General features: G+C 65.6%; 17 protein-coding genes. All 17 read right to left on the bottom strand.

Annotation, left to right across the window (positions count from 1 at the left end; all coding sequences use genetic code 11):
- Nucleotides 1-37: 37 nt before the first annotated feature.
- Complete coding sequence (recN, locus tag EUU22_RS13660; RefSeq protein WP_129332525.1) at nt 38-1711, bottom strand: DNA repair protein RecN; 1674 nt, start codon at nt 1709-1711, stop codon at nt 38-40.
- Between the two features lie 34 nt (nt 1712-1745).
- Nucleotides 1746-2594, bottom strand: coding sequence for an outer membrane protein assembly factor BamD (locus tag EUU22_RS13655; protein WP_129332848.1), 849 nt, complete (start codon nt 2592-2594; stop codon nt 1746-1748).
- Between the two features lie 263 nt (nt 2595-2857).
- Complete coding sequence (gene lpxC / locus EUU22_RS13650) at nt 2858-3814, bottom strand: UDP-3-O-acyl-N-acetylglucosamine deacetylase (RefSeq protein WP_129332524.1); 957 nt, start codon at nt 3812-3814, stop codon at nt 2858-2860.
- 284 nt (nt 3815-4098) lie between these two features.
- On the bottom strand, nt 4099-5832 hold the full coding sequence (gene ftsZ, locus EUU22_RS13645; RefSeq protein ID WP_129332523.1) for a cell division protein FtsZ: 1734 nt from the start codon (nt 5830-5832) through the stop codon (nt 4099-4101).
- Between the two features lie 92 nt (nt 5833-5924).
- A complete protein-coding gene (gene ftsA, locus EUU22_RS13640; protein WP_129332522.1) occupies nt 5925-7256 on the bottom strand; it encodes a cell division protein FtsA in 1332 nt (443 codons plus the stop codon).
- A complete protein-coding gene (locus tag EUU22_RS13635) occupies nt 7253-8137 on the bottom strand; it encodes a cell division protein FtsQ/DivIB (protein WP_245485064.1) in 885 nt (294 codons plus the stop codon). The genes ftsA and EUU22_RS13635 overlap by 4 nt, the downstream gene beginning before the upstream one ends.
- 29 nt (nt 8138-8166) lie before the next feature.
- On the bottom strand, nt 8167-9093 hold the full coding sequence (locus tag EUU22_RS13630; protein WP_129332520.1) for a D-alanine--D-alanine ligase: 927 nt from the start codon (nt 9091-9093) through the stop codon (nt 8167-8169).
- Between the two features lie 358 nt (nt 9094-9451).
- Nucleotides 9452-10426 (bottom strand): UDP-N-acetylmuramate dehydrogenase, encoded by a 975-nt coding sequence (gene murB / locus EUU22_RS13625; RefSeq protein WP_129332519.1) that lies wholly within the window; start codon nt 10424-10426, stop codon nt 9452-9454.
- Nucleotides 10423-11838 (bottom strand): UDP-N-acetylmuramate--L-alanine ligase, encoded by a 1416-nt coding sequence (murC, locus tag EUU22_RS13620; RefSeq protein WP_129332518.1) that lies wholly within the window; start codon nt 11836-11838, stop codon nt 10423-10425. Before murC ends, murB begins: the two co-directional genes overlap by 4 nt.
- Nucleotides 11835-12953, bottom strand: coding sequence for an undecaprenyldiphospho-muramoylpentapeptide beta-N-acetylglucosaminyltransferase (gene murG, locus EUU22_RS13615; protein ID WP_129332517.1), 1119 nt, complete (start codon nt 12951-12953; stop codon nt 11835-11837). Before murG ends, murC begins: the two co-directional genes overlap by 4 nt.
- 6 nt (nt 12954-12959) lie before the next feature.
- Nucleotides 12960-14114, bottom strand: coding sequence for a putative lipid II flippase FtsW (gene ftsW, locus EUU22_RS13610; RefSeq protein WP_129332516.1), 1155 nt, complete (start codon nt 14112-14114; stop codon nt 12960-12962).
- Between the two features lies 1 nt (nt 14115).
- A complete protein-coding gene (murD, locus tag EUU22_RS13605) occupies nt 14116-15525 on the bottom strand; it encodes a UDP-N-acetylmuramoyl-L-alanine--D-glutamate ligase (protein WP_129332515.1) in 1410 nt (469 codons plus the stop codon).
- 7 nt (nt 15526-15532) lie between these two features.
- Nucleotides 15533-16633: a phospho-N-acetylmuramoyl-pentapeptide-transferase gene (mraY, locus tag EUU22_RS13600; RefSeq protein WP_129332514.1), complete on the bottom strand. Its 1101-nt coding sequence runs from the start codon at nt 16631-16633 to the stop codon at nt 15533-15535.
- 25 nt (nt 16634-16658) lie between these two features.
- On the bottom strand, nt 16659-18092 hold the full coding sequence (locus EUU22_RS13595) for a UDP-N-acetylmuramoylalanyl-D-glutamyl-2,6-diaminopimelate--D-alanyl-D-alanine ligase (protein ID WP_129332513.1): 1434 nt from the start codon (nt 18090-18092) through the stop codon (nt 16659-16661).
- Nucleotides 18089-19549 carry a UDP-N-acetylmuramoyl-L-alanyl-D-glutamate--2,6-diaminopimelate ligase gene (locus tag EUU22_RS13590; RefSeq protein WP_129332512.1) on the bottom strand — a complete coding sequence of 487 codons (1461 nt, stop codon included), beginning with the start codon at nt 19547-19549 and terminating at the stop codon, nt 18089-18091. Before EUU22_RS13590 ends, EUU22_RS13595 begins: the two co-directional genes overlap by 4 nt.
- Before the next feature lie 66 nt (nt 19550-19615).
- On the bottom strand, nt 19616-21361 hold the full coding sequence (locus EUU22_RS13585) for a peptidoglycan D,D-transpeptidase FtsI family protein (RefSeq protein ID WP_129332511.1): 1746 nt from the start codon (nt 21359-21361) through the stop codon (nt 19616-19618).
- Nucleotides 21361-21735: a cell division protein FtsL gene (ftsL, locus tag EUU22_RS13580; RefSeq protein ID WP_129332510.1), complete on the bottom strand. Its 375-nt coding sequence runs from the start codon at nt 21733-21735 to the stop codon at nt 21361-21363. The genes EUU22_RS13585 and ftsL overlap by 1 nt, the downstream gene beginning before the upstream one ends.
- Nucleotide 21736: the final 1 nt, after the last annotated feature.

The raw sequence follows: 21736 nt of genomic DNA, 5'->3' as shown, positions 1-21736 counted from the left end.
GAATGCAATCGCCGCGTGCCGCGAAAGCGGTTCGTCGTCAGTTTTCGCCGGCGAGAAGCCGTGCCGCCGCCGCCCGCGCCTCGTCGGTCACCGAGGCACCGGCGAGCATGCGTGCGATCTCTTCGCGACGGTGCTCCGGTTCCATGGTCGCGACCCTGGTCGCGATCTTGTCGCCGGCGTCGCCGACCGGCCCCTTGGAGATCAAGAGATGCGTTGCAGCGCGCGCCGCGACCTGCGGTGCATGGGTGACGGACAGCACCTGTACCGTGGAGGAGAGCCGCTTCAGCCGCTGGCCGATCGCATCCGCCACGGCACCGCCGACGCCGGTGTCGATCTCGTCGAAGACGAGCGTCGGCGCGGAGCCGCGGTCGGCGAGCGCCACCTTGAGCGCCAGCAGGAAGCGCGAGAGTTCGCCGCCCGAGGCGACCTTCATGATCGGTCCCGGCCGGGTGCCCGGATTGGTCTGGACGTGGAATTCCACGATGTCGATGCCTTCGGCCGTGGCGGCCTCCGGATCGGACTTCACCTCGACCATGAAGCGGGCGCGCTCGAGTTTCAGGGCCGGCAGTTCCGCCATCACGGCCTCGGAAAGCGCCGTCGCCGCATTCGCCCGCTTGGAGGAAAGTGCGGCAGCCCGGTGGTCGTAGGCGGCCTTGGCCTCGGCGACCGCGGCCTCCATCTGCCCGAGCCGCTCCTCGCCGGCGTCGAGGTCCGCGAGCTCGGCGACCATCCGCTCGGCGAGCGCCGGAAGCTCGGTGACAGGCACGGAATACTTGCGCCCGGCCGCCCTCAGCGCAAACAGACGCTCCTCCACCCGCTCCAGTTCGCGGGGGTCGAATTCGGTCCGGCGCAGGGCCGCCTCGACTTCCATCTGGGCGTTGGAGAGGGTGTCGAGCGCCGCGTCGAGAAGCTGCACGGTGTCTTCGAGAAGGCCGGGCGCCTCGTGGCTCTTGCGCTCCAGGCGCCGCATCAGCGACGCGATCATCGGCACGGGGGAACTGTTGCCGTTGAGAAACTCGGACGCCTCGGCGATGTCGCCGGCGATGCGCTCCGCCTTCTGCATCTGCGAGCGACGGTCCGCGAGTTCGTCCTCCTCGCCGTCGCGCGGCGAGAGGATCTCCAGTTCCTCGACGGAGGCGCGAAGATATTCCGCCTCGCGGGCTGCTGCCTCGACCCGTGCACGGTGCGCCTTCAATTGCCGGTCGGCATCCTTCCAGCGGCGATAGGCATCGGAAAGCTCCTCCACCTCCTCCGTCAGTCCGGCGAAGGCATCGAGAAGGGTACGGTGCGCGTCGGTGTCGACGAGTGCACGATCGTCGTGCTGGCCGTGGATCTCGACGAGCAACTGGCCTGCCTGGCGCATCAGCTGCACGCTCACCGGCTGGTCATTGACGAAGGCGCGGGTGCGGCCGTCCGCCGATTGCACCCGCCGGAAGATGAGATCGCCATCCTCGTCGACGCTGTTCTCCCGCAGCAGCAGGCGGACCGGATGGGCGTCGGCCACGTCGAACACGGCCGTCACCTGGCCCTTGTCCTCACCGTGGCGGACGAGAGAGCCGTCGCCGCGCCCGCCGAGCGCCAGCGACAGGCTGTCGAGCAGGATCGACTTGCCGGCGCCCGTCTCCCCGGTCAGCACCGAGAGCCCCGCCTCGAAGGCAAGGTCGAGCCGCTCGATCAGAACGATATCGCGGATCGATAGCTGGACCAGCATGGGCTTTCAGATCTCGCCTGGTTGAGACTGACGATCAGCTCCCGAGCAGGAGCTTCTTGCCGGCACGGGAAATCCAGGAGCCGGCATTCTCACGCGGTTCCAGACCACCGGTCTTCAGGAGTTTGTAGGAGTCGGCATACCACTGGCTGTCGGGGTAGTTGTGCCCGAGAACGGCCGCGGCGGTCTGCGCTTCCTCGACGACGCCGAGGGCGTAGTAGGATTCCACGAGACGGGCGAGCGCCTCCTCGACCTGGTTCGTCGTCGGATACTTCTCGACGACGACGCGGAAGCGCGAGATCGCCGCCAGATATTCCTTGCGCTCCAGGTAGTAGCGGCCGATCTGCATTTCCTTGCCAGCGAGCTGGTCGCGCGCGAACCGGATCTTCGCCTGCGCGTCGTCGACATATTCGGAGTCCGGATACTCGTCGACCACCTTCTGCATGGCTTCGATCGTCTGGTTCGATGCCTTCTGGTCCTGCGTCACGTTGCTGATCTGCTTCCAGTAGGAAAGGCCGACGAGGTACTGCACATAGGCCGAGTCGTCTGCGCGCGGGTAGAGGCCAAGGTAGCGCTTGCCGGTCGCGGTCGCTTCCGTATAGCGCCCGAGCCGGTACTTGACGAAGGTGCTCATCACCAGCGCCTTCTGCGACCATTCCGAGAAGGGATGCTGGCGGTCGACGGCGTCGAACTTGCGCCCGGCCTCGGCCATGTTGCCGGCCTTGATGTTGGCAAGGCCCTGATTGTACAGCACTTCCGCCGGCTCGCTTTCGGCGGCGAGCTTGGTGATGTCGATATCGGGGTCCGACTGGCACGATGCCAGCAGGGAACCTGTCGCAGTGATCATCAAGAACACACCGGCGATCCGGGCGGCGGTTCTAAGCATTCCCGACTTGACTTCACTCATTCGACAGTTCCCGATTGCAGCGCCGCGTGAATACCGCCGCTTCCAACTGGCGTTTCTAGCCATAAAAGCGTGAGGAGAGCAACGCAATGATGGTGATTTGACGCAATTTTGTGGCAAGCCGCGGAGGAAATCCCGAATTTGGACGATCGCACACAGAGGCTTCGCCGCAGTTCGTCCCTTCCCCGTCTTCGAAAAAAGAAAAGCCGCCTCGACGGGCGGCCTTTCGCATCATCTGTCCGAGGTCAGGCGGACCAGGGCGCGAATTCCGGAACGTTGACCGCCACGAACTCGCGGGCGCGAACCTGCTGGCTGCGCACCGGCGCTTCGACGACCTCGTAGGCGCTGCGGTCGTCGAGCAGCGCCTTGAGCGCATTGGCGTTCAGCTTGTGACCGCCACGATAGGACCGGTAGCAGCCGATGAACTGCGCACCCGCCATGGCAAGGTCGCCGACGGCGTCGAGCGTCTTGTGGCGAACAAATTCGTCGCCGGCATAACGCAGGCCTTCCATGTTGACGACGGTATTGTCGTCGGAAATGACGACCGAGTTTTCGAGCGACGAACCGAGCGCGAAGCCGGCGGCCCACAGCCGCTCGACATCGCGCATGAAGCCGAAGGTGCGGGCACGCGACAGCTCGTTGCGGAAGGCCGCAGCCGTCATCTCGCCCTGCCACATCTGGCGGCCGATCAGGGGGCTGTCGAAATCGATCTCCACTTCGAAACGGGTGCCGTCATGCGGACGGAACTCGGCCCAGGATGCGCCCGATTCGATCCGCACCGGCTTGGTGACGCGGATATACCGGCGCTTCACGCCGAGATTCTTGACGCCGACCTGGTCGATCGCCTCGATGAACGGCGCCGAGCTGCCGTCCATGATCGGCATTTCCGCCCCGTCGACCTCGATGATCAGGTTGTCGATGCCGAGCGCATAAATCGCCGCCATCACGTGCTCGACCGTCGCGATCGAGGTGGCCGGCGAGGTCCCGAGCACGGTGCAGAGATCGGTATTGCCGACCTGCGAGGAAACCGCGCGCAATTCCGTCACCGTCCCGTTTCCATGCTGGCGATGGAACACGATCCCCGTGCCGGCCTCGGTCGGGAGGAAGCTGATGGTTACAGGGGTCCCCGAGTGCACGCCGATCCCGGTCAGCGTGACCGGTGCCGCGATGGTGGTCTGAAAACCCAGCAATCCGATTGCCATAGAAGAGTGCCTCTATCTGCTGCGACATGGCTGTTTCGCCTGGCGAACGCGCCTGCCGCTTATCCGTTTGGGGGCCACGAAATCGGAATTGCATGCCGAATCCAGCCCTGTCCCGACCCCATACATATGGAGCGCGCCCCGATAGCACAAATCACTGTTTCTTTCGCATTGTAACGAAGGCAACCGATTGGAACCATTGCACAATCATCGCGCCTTCGCAGGTGCGGAAAACAGAGGCGCCCGGGCCTCGCGACCCGGGCGCCGAAATCGCTCTGCGACGAGCCTCAGTTCGACTGGCGACGCAGGAAGGCCGGGATTTCGAGCTGGTCGTCCTCATGCGCGACGCGCGTCTGCGGCACCGTGCGGCCCTGGTCGTCGAGCTGGCCGCGGCGCGGCGCATAGAGGCTCGCTTCCGGAGAAAGCGGACGGCGCTGCTGCGAGGCGGCGGCCGGAGCGGAGGCCGTCATGTCGGCGTTGACCGGCTCTTCCTCGTGGTGACGGCCGAGCGAGCTCGTGATCCGCTTGAGGAGACCCATCGGGCCACGTTCGTCCTGCGGGGCCGGAGCGGCGCTCGCCCGGTGATCCATCTCGGCGCGGACGACCGGCGGGAAGTCCTCGACCTTCGGCATGCGGACCTGCTCGACCGTCTGGCGGACCGGCTGGGCGACCGCCTCGACACGGACCGGGGCAGCCTCGACCGGAGCGACCGGGCGGCTCATGACCGGAGCCGGAGCGGCAACCGGTTCGCGGACGACGGGCTGCTGCGGAGCGGCCGGTGCCGGTGCGGTGAAGAGCTTGCTCTGCGGGCGGAATTCCGGCTGGGCCGGAGCTGCGGCCGGGGCCGGAGCCATCTGGCGGGCCATGGCGATCTCGAGTTCACGCTCCATCTCCGATTCGGCAGACCGGATGGTCTCGGCAACCGGGTCGGCGGTCTTCGGAGCCGGAGCGACGACAGGGCGAGCCGGCGCCGGAGCCGGAGCGACAGCCGCGGCCGGGCGCATGATCGGCCGGGCGGCCGGTGCTTCGTAGGTCTTCGGAGCCATGGCACCAGCGGTGCGGTCGATGCCGGTCGCAACGACCGACACGCGGATCAGGCCTTCGAGCGCTTCGTCGAAGGTCGCGCCGAGGATGATGTTGGCGTCCGGATCGACTTCCTCGCGGATGCGGGTCGCGGCTTCGTCGACTTCGAAGAGCGTGAGGTCGCGGCCACCCGTGATCGAGATCAGGAGACCCTGTGCACCCTTCATCGAGGTCTCGTCGAGCAGCGGGTTGGCGATCGCCGCTTCCGCGGCCTGCATCGCGCGGCCCGGGCCGGAGGCTTCGCCGGTACCCATCATCGCGCGGCCCATCTCGCGCATCACCGAGCGCACGTCGGCGAAGTCGAGGTTGATCAGGCCTTCCTTGACCATCAGGTCGGTGATGCATGCCACGCCGGAGTAGAGCACCTGGTCGGCCATGGCGAAAGCGTCGGCGAAGGTGGTCTTGTCGTTGGCGATGCGGAAGAGGTTCTGGTTCGGGATGACGATCAGGGTGTCGACGGACTTCTGCAGTTCCTCGATACCGGATTCCGCAAGGCGCATGCGGCGCTGACCTTCGAAATGGAAGGGCTTGGTGACGACGCCGACGGTGAGGATGCCCTTGTTGCGGGCAGCCTGGGCGACGACCGGAGCCGCACCCGTGCCGGTGCCGCCGCCCATGCCGGCGGTGACGAAGCACATGTGGGTGCCGTTCAGGTGATCGATGATCTCGTCGATGCATTCCTCGGCGGCTGCACGACCGACTTCCGGCTGCGAGCCGGCACCGAGACCTTCGGTGACGCTGGCGCCGAGCTGGATGATGCGCTCCGCCTTCGTCATGGTGAGCGCCTGCGCGTCGGTGTTGGCGACGACGAAGTCGACGCCCTGGAGGCCGGCGGTGATCATGTTGTTGACGGCGTTGCCGCCACCGCCACCGACCCCGAATACCGTGATCCGAGGCTTCAGCTCGGTGATGTCTGGCTTCTGCAGCTTAATGGTCATGTTACCCGTTCCTTCTTTCTCCGGCCGCATCGCCACGCCGGCCTGATCTCTTCAACTCTTCTTGCCTTGCGCCGCCACGGCGAGGCAGAAACTCAAAAACTCTCTTTCAGCCATTGCCCGACACGGGCGATCCGGCTGTTCCCGTTGCTGAAGGGCGAGAACAACCCGCCCTGCCCCGCATGCGTTTCCTGATCCGCGACCTGCGGGTAGATCATGAGACCGACCGCGGTCGAGAACGCCGGCCCCTTGGCCGCCACCGGCAGGCCGGCGACCCCCATCGGTCGGCCGATCCGCACATTGCGTGCGAGCACGCGGCGGGCGGCTTCCGGAAGGCCGGTCAGCTGGCTGGCGCCGCCCGTCAGGACGACGCGCTTGCCGACAACCGGGCTGAAACCGGACTGCTGGATCCGGTCGCGCAGCATTTCGAGAATTTCCTCGATACGCGCGCGGATGATTCGCGTCACCAGCGAGCGCGGCACCTGGGTCGGCTGGTCGCGATCGTCCTCGCCGATCGGCGGAACGGAGATCACGTCGCGTTCGTCGGTGCTGTTTGAGAGCGCCGAGCCGTGGACGACCTTCAGGCGTTCGGCGTCCTCGATGCGGGTCGACAGACCGCGCGCGAGGTCGGTGGTGACGTGATGGCCGCCGATCGCGATCGCGTCTGTATGGATGAGCTTGCCTTCGGCGAAGACCGAGATGGTCGTCATGCCGCCGCCCATGTCGATCGCCGCGCAGCCGAGCTCGACCTCGTCATCGACGAGAGCGGCAAGCCCACTGGCGTAGGGGGTCGCGACCACGCCTTCGACCGAGAGATGCGCACGGTTGACGCAGAGTTCGAGATTGCGCAGCGCCGGCCGTTCCGCGGTGACGACGTGCATGTCGACGCCGAGCTCGTCGCCGTACATGCCGAGCGGATCGCGGATGCCGCGCTCGCCGTCGAGCGAGAAGCCCGTCGGCAGCGAATGCAGGACGATGCGGTCGTGGCGCTGCGACTGCTGGCCGGCAGCGACGAGAACCTTCTTCAGGTCGCTCGATTCGACTTCCTGGCCGCCGAGGTCGATGGTCGCCGTGTAGACGTCGCTGGTGAGCCGTCCGGCGGAGACGTTGACGATCAGGCTCTCGACGGTGAGGCCGGCCATGCGTTCGGCCGCGTCGACGGCAAGGCGGACGACGCTCTCGACAGCATCGAGGTCGGCAATCACGCCACATTTCACGCCGCGGGAGCGCTGGTGGCCGATGCCGATGATTTCGACATTGTGGGTACGACCCGGAAGGACGGAGCTTTCCTTGCGCGGCGTCAGCCGGCCGATCATGCAGACGACCTTGGTCGAGCCGATGTCGAGGACCGACACGACGTGCGACCGCTTCGCCGAAAGGGGCTTCAGGCGCGGCAGACCGAAACTGGAACTACCGAAAAGGCTCATATGCTCTGCTCCGCCTTCTTGAGGGCCTTGGCTCGCTGTTCCAGCACCACCTGACGACGCGCCTGCGCTTCGGGCGTCAGCTGGATCGTCGTGCGATCGGGAAGCCGCAGGTCGATTGCCGCGATGTCTCGTGCAAGCACCTGCTGCTCGGCATCGAGCTTGGAGAGCAGTGCGAGCGCGTCATCGAGAGCCTCCTCGGGAAGCTTCACGACCACGCCGTTGTCGAGGTGAAGATCCCACCGGCGGCTTGCGACGCGAACGAAGGCCTTCACGCGGCCGGCGATCTGCGGCCACTTGGCGAACTCCTGATCGACGGAGGCAGCCGCCGTCTCGGCGTCGCGACCGACGAAGAGCGGCAGCGTCGCGAACTTGTTGTCGCGCAGCGGGCCGATGACGCTGCCATTGCGCTCGATCAGCGAAAGTTCCGTGCCGTGCTGCCAGATTCCGTAGGCCTTGCGCTCGTGCAGGGCGACCTCGATGGTCGAAGGATAGACCTTGCGGACCTCGGCGCTTTCGACCCAGGGAAGCTTGGAAAGCTGGTCGCGGGCAGCATCGATATCGAGCGAGAGCAGCGACGTCGTGCCGTCGAGCCCGAGAAGCTGCAGGATGTCGATTTCCGAGGTCTGCTCGTTGCCGGCGACCTTGACGTCCTCGATGGCAAAACCGGCGAAAGACGTCAGCGATTGCGTAACCTGCGCCCCGTGGCCGCCCGTGACGACACCGTAGATGCCGACGAAGGAGCAATAGCCGACGAAGGAGAGGCGTCCGACATACGGCGGGATGCCGATTCGGCCGGAGCAGAGCCCGATCACAAAGCGCGCGACACGGCGCAGCGGACGCGGAAGCACCACCGCCTCGCCGGTCGGCGACGCAGCCGAAATCCCGGCCCGGGACTTATGCTTTCTGCCGCCTAGCGCAAGCACGATGCTTCCTCCACCATCCAACGAACGAATTCACCAAAGCCGAAGCCGGCGTGAGCGGCCATCTCAGGAACCAGCGAGGTCGGGGTCATGCCGGGCTGGGTATTGATCTCCAGCCAGATGAGCTCGCCGTCTTCGGAAAACCGGTCGTCGTAACGGAAATCCGACCGACTCACGCCGCGACAGCCGATCGCCTGATGCGCCTTCAGGGCCAATTCTTGTATTTTTTGGTAAATTTTCGGTGAAATTTCCGCAGGCAAGACGTGTCGGGAGCCACCGGCGACATACTTGGAATCATAGTCGTAGAAGCTGTGACCCTGCGGGACGATCTCGGTGACACCGAGCGCCCGGTCCCCCATGACGCCGCAGGTGAGTTCGCGTCCAGCCACGTAGTGCTCGACCATGACCCGGTCGCCGTAGCGCCATTCGGAAGACGTCAGCACCTGCGGCGGATGGGATTGATCCTCCTTGACGATGACGACGCCGAAGCTCGAACCTTCACGCACGGGCTTGACGACATAAGGTGGCTTGATCGGATGCTCGGAACCGATGTCGAAACGCGACATCACCCGCGCCTCCGCGACCGGAATGCCGGCATTTGCCGCGACGATCTTCGCCTGCCCCTTGTCCATGGCAAGCGCCGAGGCGAGCACGCCGGAATGGGTATACGGGATCTGCAGGTATTCGAGGACACCCTGGATGGTGCCGTCCTCGCCGAAGGGACCATGAAGCGCATTGAACGCCACATCCGGCCGCAACTCCGCGAGCACCTGACCGATGTCGCGACCGACGTCGATCTTGGTGACGCGGTAGCCCTCGCCTTCCAGTGCCTCGGCGCAAGCATTCCCGGAAGACAGGCTCACCGGCCGCTCCGAAGAAAGACCACCCATAAGGACGGCTACATGCTTGCCACTCATTTACGCCCCCGGCTCAGAAAGACCGAACATTGTTGAGGTCCGTCGCCATCTGGGCGAGACATGACCCGTTGTCTGAGTAAAACGACATTAAGGTTAATGAAGCGTTTACTTTCGTTAACCGACACGCCTCGGGTGCTGATTTTTTTCAAGCGCCGAACACCGGACGAACTTGTTATGACGTTGATATCTATCTTCTTTTATGGATTTTTGCGGACGAACGGGAGGCGCCGGCGGCAAGCCTCCGACGCTCCACGACGACGTGCAAGAGGGGCCGGAAACGAAAAAACGGGCGGAATCGCCGCCCGTCTTCGATGATTCCCGCGATGACCGGGGCGACGCCCCTCGTCCGCAGGGATGCTTATTCTTCGGTCACACCCATGAACGGCTTGATCTCGCGTCCGGGCATGAAGATGCCGAGCCGCTTGATCTCCCACTGCAGCTTGACGCCGGAATTCTCGAAGACCCGCTGGCGCACGGTCTCGCCGAGATACTCGAGATCGTACCCGGTCGCGTGGCCGATATTGATCATGAAGTTGCAGTGGAGCGACGACATCTGCGCGCCGCCGATCATCAGCCCGCGGCAACCCGCCTCGTCGATGAGTTCCCAGGCCGAATGGCCTTCCGGGTTCTTGAAGGTCGAGCCGCCCGTCTTCTCCTTGACCGGCTGTACCGTTTCCCGGTGATGGCGCACGGCATCCATGTCGGCGCGGATCTTTGCCTTCTCCTCGGGATAGCCCTCGAACACCGCGCTGGTGAAGATCAGGTCGGCGGGCGCCGTGGAATGCCGGTAGCTGTAGCCCATGTCGGCCGCAGAGAGCACATGGACATTGCCCTTGCGATCGACCGCCTCGACTTCGACCAGACGCTGGGAGGTGTCGCCGCCGTTGGCCCCGGCGTTCATGCGCAGCGCTCCGCCGATGCTGCCCGGAATGCCGTAATAGAAGTGGAAACCACCGATATTGTGGTCCATCGCCATTGCGGCGAGGTGCTTGTCCGGGGTGATGGCACCGGCGCGGATACGGTTCTCGCCGGCAAGCTCCACCTGGCCGAAGCCCTTGGCGGAGAGCCGCAGCACCACGCCCGGAATCCCGCCATCGCGCACGAGCAGGTTGGAACCGACGCCGACCACGGTCAGCGGCACCTCCTCCGGCAGAAGCTTCAGGAAGGCGACGAGGTCATCGAGGTCGTGCGGATGGAACATGAGCTCGGCCAGGCCGCCGGCCTGGAACCAGGTGACCCGGTCCATCGGCGCATCCGGCGTCAGACGCCCGCGCAGTTGATTGACGCCGTCCCCAAGCGAGGCCAGCAGCTTTTCTCCATCGACCTGTTTCATTTCCGACCTTCCGAAATCGCTTCCAGTTCCTTGGGCAGGGCGGCAGCCCACTGGGTTATGTTGCCCGCTCCGAGGAGCACGACGAAGTCGCCGGGTCTGGCCAGTTCCGCGACGATCGGCGCGAGGCCTTCCGGTCCCGGCAGATACCGCGCGTCGCGGTGGCCGCTCGCTTTGATACGCGAGACCAGCGCCTCGGCGTTTACCCCTTCGATCGGGTCCTCGCCCGCCGCATAGACCGGCGCCAGCATGATGCAGTCGGCATCGTTGAAGCAGTTGGCGAAGTCCTCGAAGAGGCTCGAAAGACGGGTATAGCGGTGGGGCTGGTGGATCGCAATGACCCGCCCGCTGCACGCTTCGCGTGCTGCCTTGAGCACGGCCTTGATCTCGACCGGGTGATGCCCGTAGTCGTCGAAGATCGACACCCCGTTCCAGGTCCCGGTCAGCGTGAATCGGCGCTTGACGCCAGAAAAGCCCGAAAGCCCCTTGCGGATCGCCTCTTCCGGAATGTCGAGCCGGTTGGCGACGGCGATCGCCGCGCAGGCGTTCGAGATGTTGTGACGGCCGGGCATCGGTAGCGTCAGATTCTTGAAGGAGAAGACCCGGCCCGTGCGCCGCCGGCGGATCTCGACGTCGAAGGTCGAGTGCGTTCCTTCGAGCCGGACGTTTGAGAAGCGGACATCGGCCTGCGGGTTCGCGCCGTAGGTGATGACCTTGCGGTCCTCGATCTTGCCAACCAGCGCCTGCACTTCCGGATGGTCGAGGCACATCACGCCGAAGCCGTAGAAGGGAACGTTCTCGACGAAGTGGCGGAAGGCCGCGCGCACCGCGTCGAAATTGCCGTAGTGGTCGAGGTGCTCGGGATCGATATTGGTGACGATCGCCACCTCCGCCGGCAGCTTGAGGAAGGTGCCGTCCGATTCATCGGCCTCGACCACCATCCACTCGCCCTCGCCCATGCGGGCATTGGTGCCGTAGGCGTTGATGATGCCGCCGTTGATGACGGTCGGGTCGAGTCCTCCCGCTTCCAGCAGCGCGCCGACCATCGAGGTCGTCGTCGTCTTGCCGTGGGTGCCACCGATGGCGATCGCGTTGCGGAAGCGCATGAGTTCGGCGAGCATCTCCGCCCGGCGCACGACCGGCAGCAGCTTTTCGCGCGCGGCGACGAGTTCCGGATTGTCCTTCTTGATCGCCGTCGAGACGACCACGACTTCCGCGTCGCCGAGGTTCTCCGCCTTGTGGCCGACGAAGACCTCGATGCCCTTGGCGCGCAGGCGCTGGACGTTGGCCCCGTCGCTCTGGTCGGACCCCTGCACGCGATGGCCGAGATTGTGCAGCACCTCGGCGATACCGCTCATGCCGATCCCACCGATGCCGATGAAATGGACCAGGCCGATTGTCGTCGGCATTTTCATGATTTGGCTCCCTTCACATGCGCTCGCGTCTTGCCGGCAATAGCCTCTACGAGATCGGCAAGCAAGTTCGATGCATCAGGCATGCCAGATCGCCGCGCCGCCTCTGCCATTCCGGAAAGCCGCTCGGGTTCGTTCATCGCCGCCCTGAGAAGGCCGGCGAGCCGCTCGACGGAGAGGTCCTTCTGCTGGATGACCTCGGCGCCGCCGTTCGCCGCGAGTGCGGCGGCGTTGGCCGCCTGGTCGTGGTCGAGTGCGTAAGGATAGGGCACGAGGATCGAGGGGCGCCCGATGATCGAGAGTTCCGAAACCGTCGAAGCGCCGGAGCGGCAGACGACGAGATGGGCGGCGGCAATGCGCGCCGCCATGTCGGTAAAGAAGGGCGAGACGTCCGCGGTGATCCCGAGCGCCCGGTAGCGGGCGATTACCTGCTCGGCATCCTCCGGCCGCGCCTGCTGGGTCACCGTGAGCCGGTGCCGTAGCGCCTCTTCGAGGAGTGCGACGGCATCCGGCACGGCGGTGGAGAAGAACTGCGCACCCTGGCTGCCGCCGAAGACGACGAGGCGGAAGGGCTGGCCTTCCCGCGACGGGGCATAGGGGACGCTCGACGCGGCGGCCACCGCCGGCCGCACCGGATTGCCGGTGACGGTCGTCTTGTTCGCGTAGGTCCCACCTTCGGGCAGGAAGCCGCCGGCGATCGCCGTCACGCGGCTTGCGAGCACCTTGTTGGCGCGGCCCATCACGGCGTTCTGTTCATGGATCGCCGTCGGTATGCCGAGACGGACCGCCGCCAGCAGCGGCGGCAGGGTCGGATAGCCGCCGAAGCCGATGACGGCGAGCGGCTTCAGCTCCCGGATCAGCCGCCGGGCGGCCCGATAGCCGCGCCAGAGCGTCAGGAGCGCTCTGGCCACCGCGACCGGGCTCTTGGAGCCGATCGTCGCGGACGGCACGGTGTGGATGATCTCGGCGGGGAACATGCCGGCATAGCGTTCGGCCCGGTTGTCGGTGACGAGATGAACCGTATAGCCGCGGTCCACCAGCGAGTGGCTGAGCGCTTCGGCCGGAAAGAGGTGTCCGCCGGTTCCGCCGGCGGCGAGAAGGATAAGGCCTTTTGCCATTACGATTTACTCCGCCGGGACGCCGTGGACCGAGCGGAACAGGCTCCGCTCCTGTGCACGCTTCTCCGGCCGCCGGCGCGTGAGCGCCAGGATGAAGCCCGCCGTCACGCAGATCGCGATCATCGACGAGCCGCCATAGGAAATGAGCGGCAGCGTCATGCCCTTCGCCGGCAGGAGTTCTAGGTTCACGCCGATGTTGATCAGCGACTGCACGCCGATCTGCAGCACGAGGCCAGCAACCGCGAACCGGTTGAAGTCGTTGCGCTCCTTGAAGGCGTGGTTGAGGCCGCGCAGCACCAGGAAGGCAAAGATCGAGACGAGAACGATGCAGAAGACGATGCCGAATTCTTCGGCCGCGACCGAGAAGATGAAGTCGGTATGGCTGTCGGGAATGATCCGCTTGACCATGCCCTCGCCCGGCCCCTGTCCGAACCAGTCGCCGCGGATGATCGCCTCGCGTGCGGTATCAACCTGGAAGGTGTCGCCCTCGCCCGTCAGGAAGCGGTCGATACGGCCCGCGACGTGCGGCAGCGTCAGGTAGGCGCCGACGAGGCCCGCTCCACCGAGCCCGCCGAGAAGGACGATCCAGAGCCAGGGCATGCCGGCCATGAAGAACATGCCTCCCCAGACGACGGAGGTGAGGATCGTCTGACCGAGGTCGGGCTGGGCGATCAGCAGTGCGGCGACCATGCCGAAGAGGATGATCGCGAAGAAATTGCCGGGGATTTCCGGCTGGCGGGCATGCTCGGCAAAAAGCCAGGCGCAGACGACGACGAAGGCGGGCTTCATGAACTCCGACGGCTGGATCGAGATGCCGGCGAGCGTCACCCAGCGCCGCGCGCCCTTGACCTCTATGCCGAAGAACAGCGCCAGCACCATCATCAGCAGCGAGACGGCGAGGATCACGATCGCGGTTCGCCGCACCTGGCGCGGCGTGAGGAAGGACAGGCCGAACATCACGCCGAGTGCCGGTAGCATGAAGGCCGCATGGCGCTTGACGAAGTGGAAGCTGTCGAGACCGAGGCGCTCGGCAACCGCCGGCGAGGCCGCGAAGGAGAGCATGAAGCCGATGCCCATCAGCAGGACGAATGTCACAAGGAACAGGCGGTCTATGGTCCAGAACCACTCGGCCACAGGCCCCCTCTCTACGCGGCTCACCATGTCAGTTGCCTCCTTCAGGAGCGTCGATCAGCATTTCGATCCCTTCGAGCGCCGCGACGTGGCGAACGAAGGCGTCGCCGCGGACCTCGAAGTTCTTGTACTGGTCGAAGCTTGCGCAAGCCGGGGAAAGCATCACCGCGACGGGCTGGCCGTCCGCCGCAGCGTCTGCGGCAGCGTGGGCGACCGCCCGTTCGAGCGTGCCGGAAATCTCGTAAGTCACCGCCTCGCCGAGCGTCGCCGCAAACGCGGACGCCGCCTCGCCGATCAGGTAGGTCTTGGCGATGCGCGGAAAGAGCGGCGCAAGACTCGCGATCCCGCCCTCCTTGGGCAGCCCGCCGGCGATCCAGTAGATACGGTCGTAGCTCGAAAGCGCAGGTGCGGCCGCTTCCGCATTGGTCGCCTTGCTGTCGTTGACGAAGACGACCTCGCCGCGGCGCCCGACCGGTTGCATGCGGTGCTTGAGTCCGGCAAACGAGCGGAGTCCGGCCCGGACCTCCTCGGGGCTGACCCCGACGGCGAGACAGGCGGCGATCGCCGCCGCCGCGTTCTGGGCGTTGTGGCTGCCGCGCAGCGTCTGGATGCCGTTGAGATCGGCGACGACCGCGGTCGCGCCGCCATGCGCCTCGATGATCCGGTGGCCGTCGTTGTAAAAGCCGTCGGCAAGCGGCTGCCGCTTCGAAATACGCACGACCCTGGTCCCGGCGCGTTCGATCCTATCGGCGATCAGCTCCGAGTAGCTGTCGTCGACGCCGATCACCGCCGTATCGCTGCCGGCGACGAGACGCTCCTTGACGTCGGCATAGTGCTGGATCGTGCCGTGCCGGTCGAGATGGTCCGGCGTGACGTTGAGCAGGATGCCCGCGGTCGGGTCGATCGTGGGCGCAAGGTCGATCTGGTAGGACGAGCACTCGATGACGAAATAGCGTCCGGCCTTCGGCGGGTCGAGGGTCAGCACCGCCCGGCCGATATTGCCGCCGAGCTGGGTGTCCCTGCCGCTCGCCGAAAGGATATGGGCGATCAGCGCCGTGGTCGTCGACTTGCCGTTGGTGCCCGTGATGGCGATGAACGGGCAATCCGGCGAGTGGGCCCTGCGCTCACGCACGAAGAGCTCGACGTCGCCGATCACCTCGACGCTCGCGGCGCGCGCCAGCCCGACCGTCCAGTGCGGTTTCGGATGGGTGAGCGGCACGCCAGGCGACAGCACGAAGGCGGCGAACGCCCCCCAGTCGGCATCGTGCAGGTCCTGCGTCGCAACGCCTTCTGCGCCAGCCTTCGCCACGCTGTCGGGATTGTCGTCCCAGGCGAGAACCTCGGCCCCGCCGGCAATCAGCGCCTTCGCGGTCGCGAGCCCCGACCCGCCGAGCCCGAAGAGTGCGACCTTCCTGCCCCTGAATGTGGTGACCGGGATCATCGTCCCCTCACCGGAGTTTGAGGGTCGAGAGGCCGAGCATGGCGAGCCCGACGGCGATGATCCAGAAGCGGATCACCACCTGGCTCTCGGTCCAGCCGAGTTTCTCGAAGTGATGGTGGATCGGCGCCATCAGGAAGACGCGCCGGCCGGTCATCTTGAAGTAGCCGACCTGAATGATGACCGACAGCGTCTCCATGACGAAGAGGCCGCCGATGATCGCCATGACGATCTCGTGCTTGGTGGCGACGGCGACGGTGCCGATGAGGCCGCCGAGGGCGAGCGAACCGGTATCGCCCATGAAGATCGCCGCCGGCGGGGCGTTGAACCACAGGAAGCCTAAGCCGGCGCCGATGACGGCACCGAGGACGACGGCGAGCTCGCCGGTGCCCGGCACGAAATTGATCTGCAGGTAGTTCGAGAAGACCGCGTTACCGGTCAGATAGGCGATGATGCCGAAGGATGCGGCGGCGATCATCACCGGCACGATCGCCAGCCCGTCGAGGCCGTCCGTCAGGTTGACGGCGTTCCCGGCGGCGACGATGACGAAGCCGCCGAAGAGCACGAAGAAGATGCCGAGGTCGATCAGGAAGTCCTTCAAGAACGGAAAGGCGACCGACGAACCGAGGGTCGAACCCTGCGGGCCGGAGGTCAGCGCCGTGTTCATCATGAAGTAGACGGCAATGCCGGCGATGACGAATTCGATGCCGAGGCGCGCCTTGCCGGAAAAGCCCTTCTCCGTCTGCTTCGTCACCTTCAGGTAATCGTCGTAGAAGCCGATCGCGCCGAAACCGAGGGTGACGAGCAGCGTCGAGACGACGTAGACGCTCGAAAGATCGGCCCAGAGCAGCGAGGACACGACGATGCCGGCGAGAATCATCAGGCCGCCCATCGTCGGCGTACCCGCCTTCTTGAAATGGGTCTGCGGTCCGTCGGCGCGGATCGGCTGGCCCCTACCCTGACGGATACGGAGCGAGGCGATCATCGCCGGCCCGAACAGGAAGACGATCAGTGCCGAGGTGAACAAGGCAGCACCGGTGCGGAACGTGATATACCGGAAGAGATTGAAAAATTGCAGGTGGTCTTCCAGTTCCACAAGCCAGATCAGCATAAGAGCCCTTTCCGAAACCCCAGAATTAATCGCGGCGCCCGATGTCGGCGACCGCCTGATAATTGTCAAGCAAGGCCGCGACGATCTTCCCGAAACCGGTGCCGAGCGAGGACTTGACCATGAGCACGTCGCCGGGGCGGACGGACGCCACCACGAAATCGGCAAGCTCCGCGGTCGTCTCGCGGTATTCCACCTGGACGCTCTCCGGAAGCGCGTCGCGAAGCGCCGCCATTTCCGGACCGGCGAGCCAGACATGCTCGATGCCGGCGGCAAGCAGCGGCCCGGCGAGTTCGGCGTGAACCTTGGCTGAAAACTCGCCCATCTCCAGCATGTCGCCGATGACGGCGATCCGCCGTCCGTCGCCGCGGGGATGAGCCGCCGCGAGCACGGCGATCGCCGCGCGCATCGAGGCCGGATTGGCGTTGTAGCTCTCGTCGATCAGCGTGAAGCTGCCGTTGCCGGCCTTCAGCATATGCCGCTCGCCGCGTCCCTTGACGGCCGAAAGCGAGCCGAAGGCGTCTGCCGCGGCGTCCACGTCGGCGCCGACGAGCGAAACGGCTCCGAGCACCGCAACGGCGTTTTCGGCGATGTGGCGGCCGGGCGCGCCGATAACGACCTCCCGCGTTTCGCCGCCGAAGGAGACCCAGAGCGTCGAGCTTTCCGCCGCGCCGTCGAACTCCGCCAGGCGGAACTCCGCCTTGGCGTGCTGACCGAAGCTGTGGACGTTCTCGACGCCCGCGTCCTGCGCCGCCTTTTCGAGAAAGCCGAACTGCGCGTTGTCGCGATTGAGCAGCACGTGCCCGCCGGGCTCGACGCCCTCGAAGATCTCGGCCTTGGCTGCGGCGATTTCTTCGAGGCTCGCGAAGTTGCCGAGATGGGCGGCGGCGATCGTGGTGACGATCGCCACATGCGGACGCACCAGCTTCACCAGAGGGCGGATTTCACCCGGATGGTTCATGCCGATCTCGAAGACGCCGAATTCGGTATCCGCCGGCATGCGGGCAAGCGTCAGCGGCACGCCCCAGTGATTGTTGAACGAGGCGACGGCCGCATGCACCTTGCCGGAAGGCTCCAGCGCCCTGCGCAGCATCTCCTTGGTCGTCGTCTTGCCGACCGAGCCGGTGACGGCGATGATCTTCGCGGACGAACGGTCGCGCGCCGCGGCCGCGAGCTTTTCCAGGGCCGCCAGCACGTCCTCGACGACGATCATCGGAACGGTGACGCGCCCGAGCGCCGGAAGCTTGGCCTCGGCGACGACGAGCAGGGAAGCACCGTTGGCCACGGCGAGGCTCGCGAAATCGTGTCCGTCGACGCGGTCACCCTTGATGGCGAAGAAGGCTTCGCCGTCGGCGATCGTGCGGCTGTCGATCGAGATCCCCGTGATGCCTTCGGGCGGCGTACCGAACGGCCGGCCCGCCATCGCCTCGATCATCTCGTCCGTCGTCCAGAGAAATGTCAATGTCCAAGCTCCTCCAGTGCCTTGCGCAGTTCGGCATGATCGGAGAACGGCAGCGTCACGTCGCCGACCGTCTGTCCTTCCTCATGCCCCTTGCCCGCGACGATCAGGGTGTCGCCGGAATTCAGCATCGTGACCGCATGACGGATCGCCGCGGCCCGGTCGCCGATTTCGGTCGCCGTCGGTGCGGCGGCCATGATCTCCGCACGGATTTCGGAGGCGACCTCCGAGCGCGGATTGTCGTCGGTCACGATCACCACGTCGGCGAGCCGGCAAGCGATCTCGCCCATGATCGGGCGCTTGCCGCGGTCGCGGTCGCCGCCGCAGCCGAAGACGACGATGACCCGGCCGGTGGTGAACGGACGGACCGAATTGAGGACGTTTTCGAGCGCATCCGGCTTGTGGGCGTAGTCGACATAGGCGAGCGCCCCGCCCACGGTATGGGCCACGAGTTCGAGACGGCCGGCAGCACCCTGCAGCTTTTCGAGCGCCTTCATCGCCGTCGCGACCGGAACGCCGGTGGAGATCGCGAGCCCCGCGGCGACCAGCGCGTTGGCGACCTGGAAATCGCCGGCGAGCGGGATATGGACCTCATGGATTTCGTCGCCGAAATGCACCTCGGCCACCTGCTTGTGGCGAAGGTGCTCGACGCGCTTCAGCGTCAGGAAATCGCCGTTGCGTCCGACCGTGCGCACGTCGTGGCCGGCGGCACGGGCGACGCGGATCGCCTCGGCCGACCACGGATCGTCGGCGAAGATCACCGCCGGAGACCCCTTGGGCAACAGGGTATCGAAGAGCCGCATCTTGGCGGCCATGTATTCCTCGACCGTCGGATGGTAGTCCATGTGGTCGCGGCCGAGATTGGTGAAGGCGGCGGCCGAAAGCCGGACACCGTCGAGACGACACTGGTCGAGGCCGTGGCTGGAGGCCTCCATCGCGGCATGGGTCACGCCTTCCGCCGCAAGCTCGGCGAGCAGCTTATGCAGTGCCACCGGATCGGGCGTCGTGAGAGAACCGTAGTCGTTGCGCGACGGGGAGACGACGCCGGTGGTGCCGATCTGCGCCGCCGGATGGCCGGCTTCGGCCCAGATCTGCCGCGTGAAGGAGGCAACCGAGGTCTTGCCGGCCGTGCCGGTGACGGCGACCATGGTCGCCGGCTGCGCACCGTAGAAGCGCGCGGCCGCGAGCGCCAGGAAGCGGCGCGGATTGGAAACCGTGAAGACCGGAACGTCCGCCTCGATCGCATGACCGGCGACGACCGCGACCGCACCGCGTGCCACGGCATCCGCGGCATAGGCGGCACCGTCGGCCTTGGTCCCCGCGACGGCCACGAACAGCATTCCGGAGGCAATCTTGCGGCTGTCGGCGGAAAGACCCGTTATCGCGAGATCGCCGACCTCGCCACCAAGCTGTTCCTTCAGTGTCCGAAACTCGTCACCGGCCAGATCGCGCAGTCGCATGTATTTCCGTTTCCTTGCAGAACAGGCGACTCGCTCGCGAATCGCCTGCATAATTCGAGCGTTTTTCTAATAAGAGACGAGCAGCGCCGAGCCGTCTTCCCCGAATTTGGGTTCTACACCGAGAATTGCGGCGCTTCTGCGAATGATGTCCGCCACCATCGGGGCCGCCGAGTTGCCGGCGAGCGCCGCGCCATTGCCCTTGTCCGTCCTCGGCTCGTCGATGACGGTAAGCACGACATATTGCGGATTGTCGATCGGGAAGGCGGCGAGGAAGGCGTTGAAATTCTTGTCGCTGACATAACGCCCGTTGACGACCTTGTCCGCCGTGCCGGTCTTGCCGCCGACGTTGAAGCCCTCGACCCGCGCCTTCTTGCCGGAGCCCTTGATGCCGTTCACAGCGAACAGGTAGCGCATGTCGTCGCTGGTCGAGGGACGGAGGACCTGCTGGGCCACCTGGTCCGCCTGCTCCCGCGTGCGCGTCAGGAAGGTCGGCTGAATGAGCTTGCCGCCGTTCATCAGCGCGACGCCTGCAACCGCGGTCTGCAGCGGCGTCGTCGAGACCCCGTGGCCGAAGGAGATGGTGATCGAGTTGATCTTCTTCCATTCCCGCGGCTGGCTCGGGGTCGCGACCTCCGGCAGCTCGGTCTGCATGCGCGTGGTGAGACCCATGCGCTCCAAGAACGCCTTGTGCCCTTCCGTGCCCACCGTGTCGGCGATCTTGGCGGTGCCGATGTTCGAGGAATACTGGAAGATCTCCGGCACGCTCAGGATGCGGTTCTTGCCGTGGAAGTCCTTGATCGTATAGCGGCCGATGCGGATCGGGTAACGGGCGTCGAAGGTGTCGGAGAGTTTCACCTTGCCCGAATCGAGGCCCATCGCGAGCGTAAAGGACTTGAAGGTCGACCCCATCTCGAACGTGCCGTTCGACATGCGGTTGAGCCAGCCTTCCTCCGCGCTCGCGGCCGGATTGTTGGGATCGAAGTCCGGGACCGAGACCATCCCCAGGACTTCGCCGGTGTGGACGTCGAGGACGACGGCGCCGGCGCCGAGCGCTTCGAATTTCTTGACCGCGTCGACCACCACGTCATGCACGATGTTCTGCACGCGAAGGTCGATCGACAGGCGAACGGGCTCGAGCGGCGTGTCGGTGGTCATGCCGAGCGCGGTGAGGTCGGCCAGCCCCTGGCTGTCGATGTAGCGCTCCATGCCGGCCATGCCGCGGTTGTCGATATTGACATAGCCGACGATGTGCGAGGCCGTGGTGCCGCCGGGATAGAAGCGGCGCTTCTCCGGACGGAAGCCGATGCCGGGAATGCCGAGTGCCAGGATCTGGCTCTGCTGCTTCGGCGTGAGCTGGCGGCGCAGCCATTGGAAGCGGGAGTTGGAGGAGAGCTTCTTGTAGGTTCCCTTGATGTCGATATCCGTCAGCACCGTCGCGAGCTTCTCGACCGCTTCGTCGGGATCGACGATCTTGTGCGGCTCGGCAAAGAGCGAGACGGTGCGGATGTCGGTCGCCAGGACCTCGCCGTTGCGATCCAGGATGTCCGGTCGCGACGCCATCAGCCGGTCGGCCGGCATGATGCTGGAGACGGTTTCGGGGTGGGCGTAGCCGTACTGGACGAGCCGCCCGCCGATCACGCCGTAGGCGACGACGAAGCCGGCGATCATCAGGCCGACGCGCTTTCGGGCGAGTTCCGACTTTCGCTTGCCGGTTCCCTTGATGGCGACGGTCTTGCCGCCAGCTGCGCGGTCGCTGCCGGTCGCGAAATGCGCCTGGCTTTTCAAGAGCATGATGCGTGAGAGGAAAGACATCAGGGCTTCACCGATCCTGTTGTGATGAGATCCGAGACGGGATCCTTGCTCTTCTCGCCCTCGGCCACTTCGGGCTGGGGCACCTCACTCTTCAACATCGGCAGTTCGACTGGTTGCACGAGCTGTTCGGGCGCCGTCGGCTGCAACTGCAATTCCGGCCCGTAGACGGCGAGCAGCCGCTCGAGCCGGTTCGGCTGGGTCAGAAGCGCCCAGTCGGCTTTCAGGAGATCGATCGTATCCTTCTCGAGCTTGATCTCGGCCTCGAGACGGCGAACCTCCTGCAGCTTTTCATCCGCATGATGCTTGATCGAATAGGTGACGGTCGCAGCCGCGACCATGGTGCCGATCATTATGAGATCAAGGGTTTTCAGCATG

The organism is Ciceribacter ferrooxidans (assembly GCF_004137355.1).
GTDB lineage: Bacteria > Pseudomonadota > Alphaproteobacteria > Rhizobiales > Rhizobiaceae > Allorhizobium > Allorhizobium ferrooxidans.
This window is presented reverse-complemented; position numbering and strand designations above follow the sequence as displayed.

Coding starts and splice junctions, on each gene's coding strand:
- recN (WP_129332525.1), bottom strand. CDS start 1,711: ATGCTGGTCCAGCTATCGATCCGCGATATCGTTCTGATCGAGCGGCTC.
- EUU22_RS13655 (WP_129332848.1), bottom strand. CDS start 2,594: ATGCTTAGAACCGCCGCCCGGATCGCCGGTGTGTTCTTGATGATCACT.
- lpxC (WP_129332524.1), bottom strand. CDS start 3,814: ATGGCAATCGGATTGCTGGGTTTTCAGACCACCATCGCGGCACCGGTC.
- ftsZ (WP_129332523.1), bottom strand. CDS start 5,832: ATGACCATTAAGCTGCAGAAGCCAGACATCACCGAGCTGAAGCCTCGG.
- ftsA (WP_129332522.1), bottom strand. CDS start 7,256: ATGAGCCTTTTCGGTAGTTCCAGTTTCGGTCTGCCGCGCCTGAAGCCC.
- EUU22_RS13630 (WP_129332520.1), bottom strand. CDS start 9,093: ATGAGTGGCAAGCATGTAGCCGTCCTTATGGGTGGTCTTTCTTCGGAG.
- murB (WP_129332519.1), bottom strand. CDS start 10,426: ATGAAACAGGTCGATGGAGAAAAGCTGCTGGCCTCGCTTGGGGACGGC.
- murC (WP_129332518.1), bottom strand. CDS start 11,838: ATGAAAATGCCGACGACAATCGGCCTGGTCCATTTCATCGGCATCGGT.
- murG (WP_129332517.1), bottom strand. CDS start 12,953: ATGGCAAAAGGCCTTATCCTTCTCGCCGCCGGCGGAACCGGCGGACAC.
- ftsW (WP_129332516.1), bottom strand. CDS start 14,114: ATGGTGAGCCGCGTAGAGAGGGGGCCTGTGGCCGAGTGGTTCTGGACC.
- murD (WP_129332515.1), bottom strand. CDS start 15,525: ATGATCCCGGTCACCACATTCAGGGGCAGGAAGGTCGCACTCTTCGGG.
- mraY (WP_129332514.1), bottom strand. CDS start 16,633: ATGCTGATCTGGCTTGTGGAACTGGAAGACCACCTGCAATTTTTCAAT.
- EUU22_RS13590 (WP_129332512.1), bottom strand. CDS start 19,549: ATGCGACTGCGCGATCTGGCCGGTGACGAGTTTCGGACACTGAAGGAA.
- EUU22_RS13585 (WP_129332511.1), bottom strand. CDS start 21,361: ATGTCTTTCCTCTCACGCATCATGCTCTTGAAAAGCCAGGCGCATTTC.
- ftsL (WP_129332510.1), bottom strand. CDS start 21,735: ATGCTGAAAACCCTTGATCTCATAATGATCGGCACCATGGTCGCGGCT.